6 protein-coding genes are annotated in these 11,525 nt (G+C 61.8%); 4 read left to right on the top strand and 2 right to left on the bottom strand.

The window, feature by feature from the left end:
• Positions 1-55: 55 nt before the first annotated feature.
• The gene (glmS, locus tag ABW043_RS21830) at positions 56-1,882 is read left to right on the top strand and encodes a glutamine--fructose-6-phosphate transaminase (isomerizing) (protein WP_353923301.1); all 1,827 of its coding nucleotides are present in this window, start codon (positions 56-58) and stop codon (positions 1,880-1,882) included.
• A 90-nt stretch (positions 1,883-1,972) separates the two neighbouring features.
• Positions 1,973-4,033, top strand: coding sequence for a M3 family metallopeptidase (locus ABW043_RS21825; protein WP_353923300.1), 2,061 nt, complete (start codon positions 1,973-1,975; stop codon positions 4,031-4,033).
• A 124-nt stretch (positions 4,034-4,157) separates the two neighbouring features.
• Here the strand turns inward: ABW043_RS21825 and ABW043_RS21820 are convergent, their stop codons facing one another.
• Positions 4,158-6,074: a DUF5054 domain-containing protein gene (locus ABW043_RS21820; protein WP_353923299.1), complete on the bottom strand. Its 1,917-nt coding sequence runs from the start codon at positions 6,072-6,074 to the stop codon at positions 4,158-4,160.
• Between the two features lie 234 nt (positions 6,075-6,308).
• On the opposite strand from ABW043_RS21820, the gene ABW043_RS21815 reads away from it, so the two are divergent.
• On the top strand, positions 6,309-7,319 hold the full coding sequence (locus ABW043_RS21815; protein WP_353923312.1) for a LacI family DNA-binding transcriptional regulator: 1,011 nt from the start codon (positions 6,309-6,311) through the stop codon (positions 7,317-7,319).
• A gap of 151 nt (positions 7,320-7,470) precedes the next feature.
• Here ABW043_RS21815 and ABW043_RS21810 read toward each other — a convergent pair whose 3' ends face one another.
• A complete protein-coding gene (locus tag ABW043_RS21810; RefSeq protein WP_353923298.1) occupies positions 7,471-8,496 on the bottom strand; it encodes a LacI family DNA-binding transcriptional regulator in 1,026 nt (341 codons plus the stop codon).
• A 210-nt stretch (positions 8,497-8,706) separates the two neighbouring features.
• On the opposite strand from ABW043_RS21810, the gene ABW043_RS21805 reads away from it, so the two are divergent.
• Complete coding sequence (locus tag ABW043_RS21805) at positions 8,707-11,487, top strand: glycoside hydrolase family 2 protein (protein WP_353923297.1); 2,781 nt, start codon at positions 8,707-8,709, stop codon at positions 11,485-11,487.
• Positions 11,488-11,525: the final 38 nt, after the last annotated feature.

Below are 11,525 nucleotides of genomic sequence, written 5' to 3'. Positions count from 1 at the left end.
CGCGGTAGACGACCCCGCCTAGCCTGAGCACAGACTCATCTCCCAGGAGAGAAAGATGTGCGGAATTGTTGGAATCGTCGGTCACGAACCGGTGGCGGATCGCCTCGTCAGCGCCTTGGCGCAGCTCGAATATCGGGGTTATGACAGCGCTGGTATCGCGACGCTCGACCACGGCGAAATCCAGCGCCGACGCGCGCCCGGCAAGCTCGTCAACCTTGCCAACAAGCTGTCCCTTGATCCGCTGGCCGGCACGATCGGCATCGGTCACACGCGCTGGGCGACGCATGGCGCGCCGACCGAGCTCAACGCCCACCCGCACGCGACGCCGCGTGTCGCGGTGGTGCATAACGGGATCATCGAGAACTATCGCTCGCTGCTGGTTGAGCTGGCCGCCGATGGCTATCTGCCGGCGACGCAGACTGATAGCGAAGTCGTGGCCATGATGGCGACGCGCTGGATGGATCTGGGTCTGTCGCCCGTGGCTGCGGTGCAGGCGACTGTGTCAAAACTTCAGGGCGCCTTTGCGCTGGTGTTCCTCTTTCATGGCGAAGAGCAAATGCTGGTGGCAGCGCGGCAGGGTTCGCCGCTGGCGGTGGGCTATGGCGCCAACGAGATGTTCCTTGGCTCCGACGCGCTGGCGCTGTCGCTCTTTACCGACAAGGTGACCTATCTCGAAGAAGGCGACTGGGCGGTGGTGACGCCGGGCAAGGCGGCGATCCGCAGCCGGGAGGGCTCGAACGTCAATCGCGTCGTGCACCAGACCAATGCCTCGTCCAATATTGTCGAGAAGGGGCAATATCGTCACTTCATGCTCAAGGAAATCCACGAGCAGCCGGACGCTGTTTCCCGCGTTATCGGCCGGTTTGTCGATCGTAGTGCGCGCACGCTGGCCGTGCAGGACCCGCTCTCGTTCGATTTCGCCGATCTGTCGCGGATGACGGTTTCGGCATGCGGTACGGCTTATCTCGCTGGTGTGGTCGGCAAATACTGGTTCGAGCGCTATGCGCGCCTGCCGGTCGATATCGATGTGGGTTCCGAATTCCGCTATCGGCAGCCGCCGCTGGCGCCTGAGGGCCTGGCGCTGTTCATTTCTCAATCGGGAGAAACAGCCGATACGCTGGCGGCACTGCGCTATTGCGCGGCCAATGGCCAGCACATTGCGAGTGTGGTCAATGTCGAAGAATCGACCATTGCCCGCGAATCCAAGTCGGTGTTTCCGTTGCGCTGCGGGCCGGAAATTGGCGTGGCGTCCACCAAGGCATTCACGACGCAACTCGCGACGCTGGCCTGCCTGTCGGTGGTCGCAGGCCAGTCGCGTGGGGTATTGAACGAGGGCGCGGTGGAGGAACTGGTGACGGCGCTGGAAGCGTTGCCTGGCGCTATTGCCAGTGCGCTGCTGGTGGAGGACCAGATCGCCGAAGTGGCGAGGGGCATCAGCAAGGCCAGCGACGCGCTGTTCCTTGGGCGGGGATCGCTTTACCCGATCGCGCTCGAAGGGGCGTTAAAACTCAAGGAAATCTCCTATATCCATGCAGAGGGCTATGCGGCCGGGGAACTCAAACACGGCCCCATTGCACTGGTGGACGAGACCATTCCGGTCATCGTTATCGCGCCCTCCGACGAGCTTTCGGAAAAGACCGTTTCCAACATGCAGGAGGTTGCAGCACGCGGCGGGCGGATCGTGCTGATTACTGACCCCGAGGGTGCCAAGACCCACGGGACCATGGCAAGCCAATGCATCGTCCTGCCACAGGTGCATCCGTTTGTGGCGCCGATCGTTACGGCGATTGCGGTTCAACTCCTTGCCTATCACACCGCCGCACATCTGGGCGCCGACGTGGACCAGCCGCGCAATCTCGCCAAGTCGGTGACCGTCGAATAGGTCAGCGAAGTATTTGCGGCAAAAGGGACAAGTGCACTTGTCCCTTTTCGCCTGCGATCCCATTCTCTCCTCAAAAGGAGAGTCCTTGGTATGACCAATCCATTTTTCGAAGAGTGGGCGACGCCGTTTGGCGTGCCGCCTTTTGCCGAGATCAAGACCGAGCATTTCAAGCCGGCCTATGAGGCGGCGCTGAAGGCGCATGAGGCCGAGATTGCAGCCATTGTCGGCGATGCCAGCGCGCCGAGTTTTGACAACACGATTGCTGCGCTCGAACGCAGCGGGGCGCAGCTTGATCGGGTTGATCTGGTTTTCTCGCAGCTTGGCTCCGCCAATACCAATGAGACCTTGCAGGGCATCGAGCGCGATCTGGCGCCGATCGTTGCCCGGCATTGGAATGCGATTTTCCTCAATCCAGCGCTCTTTGCGCGGATCGATGCGCTCTATCAGAAGCGCGCGAAGCTTGGACTCGATGCCGAGGCGCTGCGGGTTCTGGAGCGCTACCATCTCGACTTCGTCCGCTCAGGGGCGAAACTGTCGCTGGCCGATCGGGAGCGCTTTGCCGGGATCGTCGAGCGGCTTGCCGTGCTTGGCACGGAATTCGGGCAGAATGTGCTGGCCGATGAGCAGAACACGGTTTTTGCTCTGAGCGAGGCCGAGGTCGATGGACTACCCGATTTTGCGCGGGCGGCGGCGGCCGAGATGGCGCGGGACCGCAAGCTCAATGCGCCCTATGCCGTGACCACGTCTCGCTCAAGCGTCGAACCGGTGCTGCATTTCGCTCGGGATCGCGCGGTGCGCGAGAAGATCTGGCGCGGATTTGTGAAGCGCGGCGCCAATGGCAATGCGAGCGACAATCACGCCATTATCGGCGAAATCCTGCGGCTGCGCGGCGAGCAGGCGAAGCTCCTCGGCTATGAGAGCTACGCCCAATACAAGCTCGCAGACAGCATGGCCGGCACGCCCAAGGCGGCGCGGGGCCTCCTCGAACAGGTGTGGAAACCGGGCCGTCAGCGGGCGCTGGACGACCGGGTGGCGCTGCAAGAGCTGATCGACGAGGAGGGCGGCAATTTCAAGCTCGCCGCCTGGGATTGGCGCTACTATGCCGAGAAGCTGCGGCTTGCCCGCTATGATTTCGACGAGAATGAAATCAAGCCCTACCTCGAACTCTGGAGGGTTGTGGAAGCCGCTTTCCATGTCGCCGAAAAACTCTTCGGCGTGAGCTTTGTCGCTCGCGAGGATATCGAGGGATATCATCCCGATGTGCGCGTCTGGGAAGTGCAGCGCGAAGGCAAGACCATCGGCATTTTCTATGGCGATTATTTTGCCCGCGCCGGCAAGCGTAGCGGCGCCTGGATGACTTCGTTTCGCAAGCAGGCCAAGCTTGATGGTACGGTGATCCCGCTGGTCGTCAACACCTGCAATTATCTGAAACCGCCCGAGGGGCAGCCGGCTTTGCTGTCGCTCGATGAGGCGCGGACGGTCTTTCACGAGTTTGGCCATGGGCTGCATGGGCTGCTCTCGAACGTGACCTATCCGCGCATTGCCGGCACCAGCGTCGTACGGGACTTTGTGGAATTGCCATCGCAGCTTTATGAGCATTGGCTGGAGTCAAAGCCGGTGCTGGCGCGCCTCGTGCACTATCGCACCGGGGAGCCGGTACCGCAGGCGCTGCTCGACAGGATGACGGCGGCGGGCAAGGCCAATAAGGGTTTTGAGACGGTCGAGTTCGTGTCTTCAGCAATCCTCGACATGGACTACCACTCGGCTGCAATCAGCGAGAATGAGGACATTCCGGCGCTGGAGCGCAAGACGCTCGACGATATCGGCATGCCTGAGGAAATCGCGCTGCGTCATGCCAGCACGCATTTCCTGCATCTCTTCTCGGGCGATGGCTATGCGTCCGGCTACTACAGCTATCTGTGGTCGGAAGTGCTCGACGCCGATGGCTATGGCGCCTTCGAGGAAGCGGGCGATCCCTTCGACAAGGCAACCGCGGATCGGCTTTACAAGTATGTCTATTCGGCCGGCGGTTCGCGTGACTATGCGGAAGCCTATCGGCTTTTCCGCGGTCGCGATCCCGATGTGAAGGGGCTGCTGGAAGATCGTGGCCTGGCCGATCTGATCCCGATTGAGGATGGTGTGGCGGGGTAACCGCGCCACGCCACTAAAACCACCGGCTGTCATCCCGGCGTAGGCCGGGACCCATCTTGAGATTTCGGGATGGGCCCCGGCTCAAGGCCGGGGTGACAATCGAGTGTTTGGTTGCAGCGGACGGCTACTGAAGCGTCAGCACGAAGCGGAACTTAGCGTCGCCTTCCCACCACATGGGGAAATTGGTGCCCCATTTGTTGTTGTAGAGATTGACGCGCACCCCGCCGGAGAAATCGGGGCGTTCGGGCTGGAACGGCATGAAGGGCGAGGTGGCGGGCGCCACCAGCGCGGCGTCGAGCAGAGCCAAGTTCAGTACCTGTCCGTCGGCAGTGGTTTCGACAGCTTCGACCGCCTGCAATTGGCCGCCGCCCTTGCGGGCAATCGCTCTGCTGTCACGCCACAGGCCGAGTTTTTGCAACCGCCAGGCATCGCCGCCTTCTGGAGTACAGCGGAAGAAGCCGGCTTCGGGCATGCGGTTGGCAGGCTTGTCGCGCAGGGTCAGGGTCACTTCAACCTGGTGGTCGCTGAGGCCACGCAGGGTTATGTCGCAGCGGGCGGGGGCGCCGATCTCGGCATTGGCGTCTGCAGGCAGCATCGCGACGCTGGTTGCGCCAAAGATGCCGTGTGAGACGGGAGCAATGGCGGCAGTCCGTGCGGTCTTTGCCTTGTCGAGGCCGGGCTTGTCGTGGTCGAGAATGGCCCATTCCAGACGGTGTTGCAGATAGGAATCGAGATGCTTTTGCAGCTCGGTCCAGTCGTAGCCTTCGTGGGTATAGCCGAAGAGCACGCCGTCCTTGCCGGCGATGCGTGTGCCACTGGGGGCGGTGAGGGCGGCTATGCCGCCTGTGGTGGCTTCAAGCTCGGCGGTCCAACCGCCGTCACTCAGGCTTGCCGCAGTGGCGGTGGGTTCGGCGGCTGGTGTGACCGTTGTCTCGCTGAGTACGCGATCGGCGGCCTGGCGGTCGGCGGTGTCGAGTTCGGCGAGTGCCGTGTCGATATAGGCGCGCTGCTCGGCCCAGGATTGTTCGGAATAGGCGAAGCGGTAGTCGCTCTTGCGGGCCTTGTCGAAGTCGACGCGGTCCCAGGCTTTGTCGTCGCGGAGATAGGTTTTGATGTCGACGCCCCAGGTGTGTTCGGCGACTTGGGTCAGACCTCGGGCGAAGGCGCGGCGGGATTCGGTGGGTTCCCAGCCGTCATAGAGGCGCTGGAGGGCGCGAAAACGGGCGAGCTTTTGCGGGTCGGTGGCGGTGCCGTGGATCCAGCTATCGCCGATTTCGTCGGTGACGACCGGAAACTCTTCGCGGCGATTCCACATTTCGGCACCGAAGGCGTCGAGTGTCGAGGCTATCACAGTGGCATCGGGGTTTTCGTTGCGGATGTGGCGGAGCGCTTCGACGGTTTGGCCGACGCTTTGCGGGCCGATATTGTCGTTGGTGTGCGCGAAGCTGAGGCCGATCTCTGGGCCGGCGGGAAAGTCGGTGGCGCCGTAGGAGGCTTGATACATAACGACAATGTCCTCGCCCTGCGGAGCGCGCCAGCGGAAGATCGGCGGCACGTCGGGGACGGGGCTCGCGGTGTTGACGCCCAGATGCAGGAAATTGACGCCTGCTTCGGCGAGGAGCGGCACCATGCCCAGCGTATGGCCGGGGACGTCGGTCATCTTGGCCGCCGAGGTCTGTCGGCCGAAGCGCTGATCGAGTTCTTGCGAGAAAGAGAGCCCAGCGCGGAAGAGTGCGGGAGTCATGAGCTCGGTATGGGTGGTGAAGGGTAGCGCGTGCCAGGTGATGAGGCCACGCTCGATGGCGCGTTCAAGTCGCTTAACGTGTTCTGACGGCTGTGAATTCAGGTGATCCCAGATGAGCCAGGCGCCGGTGGTCCAGATGAATTCTGGCTGCTTAGAATTCTCGGCGTAAAAATGTTCGCCGGTGGCGATGGCCTGGGGGATGAACTGATTGTGGTACTGCGCCCGCACCTTGGCGGCGTGGTCGGTGAAGCCGATATCGAGATGAGTCTTGAAGACGAGGTGGATCTTTTTGGTCATGGCAGCGCTGCCGTCCCCGAGCCGCTAAAAGTGCATGGCCGCTTTCATGCCCCTTTTGGTACATGTTGCCAATGGCTTATAAGCACGGCACGACATGTCTTGCTAATATTAGCTGACTGTGTATTAGCTTTGTCGGCATTCCAGAATTTGAGTGTCATGCCTCCTTCAACCCGCACATTGGCGAAGTCTGCCCGTTCCGGAAAAGAAAACGGGTCGAATTCGCGCCGGGTTACGATGACCGATATTGCCCGCGAGGCCGGCTGCTCCCAGGCGACTGTATCATTCGTCATAAATGATGCCCCGGGGATAAGATTATCGAGCGAGACGCGGCAGCGGGTGCTCGAGACGGCGCGGCGGCTGGGTTATGGGCTGCCGCAGGTCAAGGTGGCGGTGGAGGCCAAGCGGGTAAGGCGGGCCGGGCGGATCGGGTTTATTGTCGATCAGTTGGCGACGAGTCCGGAGGCGGTGCAGGCTATTGAGGGCTTGAGCCAGGCGGCGCAGGGGGCGGGGGATCTCGTCTTCGTGTCGCAGAGCCGGAACGATCCCGAAGTCGAGGCGGAGCTGATCGAAACCTTTGTCGATCAGGGGGTTTCGGCGCTGGTCTACATGACCATTTTTACTCGCGAGGTGGAGTTGCCGTTGGCGCTGCGGAATCTCGATGTGCCGGTGCTTTTGCTCAATTGCTATACGACGGGGCAGTCTTATCCCGCTGTGGTGCCGAGCGAAATTGCCGGTGGGCAGCGGGCGACACACCATCTGATCACGCGCGGACACAGGCGCATTGCGACCATTACGGGCGAAATCTGGATGGAGGCGGCGCAGGATCGGCTGAAGGGCTATCGGCGGGCGCTGGCGACGGCGGATATTCCGTTCGATGCGGACCTGGTGTTCAACGGCGACTGGTCGGCCAGTGCCGGATATGAGGCGACGCGGAAAATCCTCGACCTGGCCGAGGTGCCGACGGCGATCTTTTGCCAGAATGATCGTATGGCGATCGGCTGCTATGAGGCGCTGAAAGAGGCGGGGTATGAGATCCCGCGGGATATGTCGGTGGTCGGGTATGACGACGAGGAAATTGCCCGGCATCTGCATCCGCAATTGACGACATCGGTGTTGCCGCATCGGGCGATGGGACAGTGGATTGCGGAGCAATTGGCCGATGGCGAGGTAGATAGCCGGTATCCGCTGACCAAGCTGGAGTGCCCACTGGTGGAGCGGGCTTCGGTGGATAAACCAAGAGGTTAGAGGTTGCCAGAAGGCCCCCTCACCCGGCCCGTTGGGCCGACCTCTCCCCCAGAGGGAGAGGTGTCGCTTCGCGACTTGGGTGTGCTCCCACCTCTCCCTTTGGGGTAGAGGTCGACGGCGGAGCCGGCGGGTGAGGGGGCCTTTATATGGCCTAGGTCCCTGGTGGCGCTATCGAATTTCTCTCAACCAGCTCGCACTCAATCTTGAGTTTCTGCATGCCTTCATCGGCGTCCAGGTCGTCAAAACCGTCGAGCAATTGGCCGACGGCCCAGCGGGCCATTTCGTCGTGGGGGAGGATCATGGTCGATAGCGGCGGGTCCATGCTGGCAGCAATGTCTTCGTTGTCGAAGCCGACGATGGAGAGGTCCTGCGGAATGCTGAGGCCCAGGATGCGGGCGGCTTCATAGCAGCCGATGGCCATGCGGTCGTTGAAGCAGAAGATGGCGGTGGGACGATCGGGTCGGGAGAGAAGGGCCAGGGCGCGTTCGCGGCCGGCGCGGATGGACCAGCCGCCGAGGGTCACGAGGCTTTCATCGACCGCAATGCCTGACTTCTCCATGGCCTGCCGAAACCCCTTTTCGCGGTCGATGGCGGCCTCGGCGGTGTGGTGTTCACCGGCGAGGTGAGCGATGCGGGTGTGGCCGGCTTTTATGAGCGCTTCGGTGGCCGCATAGCCGCCGACAATGTCGCCGGGGACGGCGGAGGGATGGCGCAGGCGCTTTTCGTAGCAGTTGAGCAGCACGAGGGGCAGGGCGGAAAAGGCATTGGGAACAATGACTTCGCGGGTCATCAGGGCCGTGTAGATGGCGCCGATGGCATTTTGGGCGACCAGCATGTCGAGGCCGGCTTGTTCCAATGCCGGATTGTTACCGGTGCAGAAGGTGGCGACGGTGACGTCCTGCAGGGCGGCTTCGTCACGGGCGCCTTCGAGGAATTGGGCGGCGAAGGGTGTTGTGGAGACTTCGTCGATGAAGAGACCGATGACGCGCTGGCGGCCGGCGGGGACGGCATGCGCCTTGCCGCGGCGATAGCCCAATTGCTCGGCGGCTTCCTGCACGCGGCGGCGGGTGGCTTTGGAGACTCGGGCATTGGGAACGCCATTGAGCACCAGCGAGACCGTGGCCTGGGAAACTCCCGCCAGTTCGGCCACTTCGTGCATGGTCGCGCGCTTTTCCACCTGAGCTCCCTGGTGCGGGGATAGATTCCCCTGTGTAAGCCAATTGCTAGCAGACTGTTAGCATCGAGGTCAGCGTTTCAGCGAGTTGGTTACAGCCGCGCGCGGACCCTTTTTACATCAGTGATGCTGTCATTTTCACCCTCTTGCCAAGCGGGTCGTTTCGACCATATGGTGATAATAATATAACTAATACGCTTAAGGGTGGAGATTATGAATCTTGGTCGTGCAGTCGCCACGGAGGCCGTCGACGCGCCGCGCAAGAGCTTGTCGCTGGATGGTGTCTGGCAGTTCAAGCACGAGGATGGTCCCTGGCGCGAGGCGCATGTGCCCCAGCCCTGGCAGGCCGAATTCTCCGACCTCGTCGATACCTTTGGCCATGCCGTCTACAAGCGCAGCTTTGCCGTGCCGGCAGGCTGGGACCGACAGGAACTGGTGCTGCACTTCGGGGCGGTGAGCTACTATTGCGAAGTGTTCCTCAACGGGCAGAGGCTCGGGAGCCATGAAGGCGCCTTCCTGCCTTTCGACTTCGTGCTCGATAGCAAGTTGCTGCGCCCGACCAATGAAGTCGAAGTGCGCGTGACCATGCCGTCGGCCGATCACCGCGCCTTCCCGGACTTCCCGTTTGGCGAAGTGCCGCATGGCAAGATTTCCTGGTACGGCCGGATTGGTGGCCTCTGGCAGTCGGTATCGCTGGAAGCGCGCGATGCGCGGCGGCTGGAAACGGTTGTCATCACTGCCGGCACCGATGGTATTGTAAAAGCTGCGCTGGATTTCTCGGCTGCAGCAGCGGGCCTGCCGGTGGCGCTGGCCGTGCGCGATGCCGGCGGCAATGTGGTGGCCGAGAGTTCGGTGACGGCGGCGGCCTCGGTTGCTGTGGAACTGGCGGTTACGGCACCAAAGCTCTGGGGCATCGATCAGCCTAATCTTTATACGCTGACCGTGTCGCTGGGCGACGATGTCGACGTGGTGGAGGAGCGTTTTGGCTTCCGCTCGGTCGAGACGCGCGACGGCAAGATCCTGCTTAATGGCGAGCCGATCTATATGCGCGGTGCGCTGGATCAGGACTATTATCCGGACGGCATCTATACGCCGCCCTCGCTTGAATTTCTGGAAGACCAGGCCAAGAAGGCCAAGGAACTCGGCCTCAATACGCTGCGTTGCCATATCAAGGTGCCGGACCCGCGCTATTATGATGTGGCCGACCGCTATGGCCTGCTCGTCTGGACCGAAATTCCGAACGTGGCGAATTTTACCTCGAAGTCGGCGCAGCGCATGCGCGACACGATGACGGGTATTCTGAAGCGCGACCGCAACCATCCCTCGATCATCGCCTGGACGATTATCAACGAGGACTGGGGCACCCGCATGCTCGAAAATGCCGAGCATCGGCAGTGGGTGAAGGACACCTATGACTGGCTGAAGGCCGAGGATGCTACGCGGTTGGTGGTCGACAACTCCGCCTGTTTCCCCAACTTCCACGTCAAGACCGACCTCAATGACTACCACTATTATCGCTCGGTGCCCGAGCGCCGGCAGGAATGGGACGACATCACCGCGCAGTTTGCGGCCGGTGCCGATTGGACGTTCTCGAGCCTTGGCGATGCGGAACGGAAGGGCGATGAGCCGCTGATCGTTTCGGAATTCGGTGTGTGGGGTCTGCCTGATCCCAAGAAGCTGCGTCGCGAGGATGGTTCGGAGCCGGATTGGTTCGAGACGGGCTCGCTTTGGGGCGATGGCGTGGCGTTGCCGCATGGCATCGAGGATCGCTTTGGTGCGCTCGATCTGGCGAAAACCTTCGGCTCGTTCGATGCCTTTATCGAGAACGTGCAGTGGTATCAGTTCATGAACCTGCGCTACGAGATCGAGGAGATGCGCCGCTACTCTTCGATCATGGGCTATGTGATCACCGAGCTGACAGACGTGCATTGGGAGGCCAATGGCCTCCTCGATATCGAGCGCAATCCGCGCGTGTTCCACGATGTGTTTGGCACGATCAATGCTGACATCGTCATCGTGCCGCGTCCGGCTCGTTACTCGGCATACTTAGGTGAAACGCTCGATATCGAGCTGAAAATAGGGACCGGTGGTCTTTCCATTCCGGCTGGCGCGGTGCTGCGCTGGAGTGGCGAGGTTTCGGGTTCGGTTGATGTGCCGTCGACGGGCAAGGTATCGACGGCTGATCTCGGCAAGATTGGTTTTGCCCTGCCTGCGGGCGGCGGCAATCGCGTGCTGTCCATAGAATTTGTGCTGGAGGCCAATGGATCGGTCCTCTCGCGCAACACTTGCGAGATCGCGCTTTATGCAAAGCGCGATACGGCCGGGCGACCCTCCATCGCCGCCGCCGATTCCTCCCTCGCAAGCTATGCCAGCGGCCTCGGCTACCGTGTGGTACCGGCTGCCGAGGCCGATGTGGTGCTGGTGCATGCTGTCGATGGCGACGATGTCGAAGCCATCAAGGCGGGCGCGCGCTACCTGATCCTGGCGGATGGGACCGTTGAGACGAACAAGAACCTGCGCACGGACATGCCGGACGGGGAACTGCCGCATCGCTCGATTGTGGCTGATGGCAAGAAGTTCAGGCCGAGTCTCGATCAGCATCTGCCGGGGATCAGCCTTGTCGAACGCGATGGCACGATCTGGCGCGGGGACTGGATTGCCGGGTTCTCGTGGGTTCGGCGCGAAGGGGCGTTTGCGGACATTCCGGGCGGGCCGATCTTTGATCTGAGTTTCTCCGATGTCGTGCCGCATCACCTGCTCACGGGCTTCAGGCCTTGGGAGTTTGGGAACAACGTCATCGCTGGGATGGTTTGCGGCTGGGTTCATAAGCCGGCGGCGATCATTGGCGAGAAGCGGGTTGGCCGCGGTGGGGTTGTTGCGACGACTTTCCGCTTGCTGCGTGAAAAGGCCGGGGCCGATCCGGTGGCGGCGGCGCTTTTCGATGGGCTCGTGACGACGGCGGCGGAGCTGCCGGTGGATAAGGGTTCGCTCTAGCATCTGGCCTCTTCACCTCTCCCTTCGGGGGAGAGGTC

The organism is Devosia sp., from assembly GCF_040509215.1.
Taxonomy (GTDB): domain Bacteria; phylum Pseudomonadota; class Alphaproteobacteria; order Rhizobiales; family Devosiaceae; genus Devosia.
Note: the sequence above shows the minus strand (reverse complement) of the source record. Positions and strands in the feature narration are given on the sequence as shown.

Bases quoted from the DNA above. Each gene is read 5' to 3' on its own strand.
- glmS (WP_353923301.1), top strand. From the start codon at position 56: ATGTGCGGAATTGTTGGAATCGTCGGTCACGAACCGGTGGCGGATCGC.
- ABW043_RS21805 (WP_353923297.1), top strand. From the start codon at position 8,707: ATGAATCTTGGTCGTGCAGTCGCCACGGAGGCCGTCGACGCGCCGCGC.
- ABW043_RS21825 (WP_353923300.1), top strand. From the start codon at position 1,973: ATGACCAATCCATTTTTCGAAGAGTGGGCGACGCCGTTTGGCGTGCCG.
- ABW043_RS21820 (WP_353923299.1), bottom strand. From the start codon at position 6,074: ATGACCAAAAAGATCCACCTCGTCTTCAAGACTCATCTCGATATCGGC.
- ABW043_RS21815 (WP_353923312.1), top strand. From the start codon at position 6,309: ATGACCGATATTGCCCGCGAGGCCGGCTGCTCCCAGGCGACTGTATCA.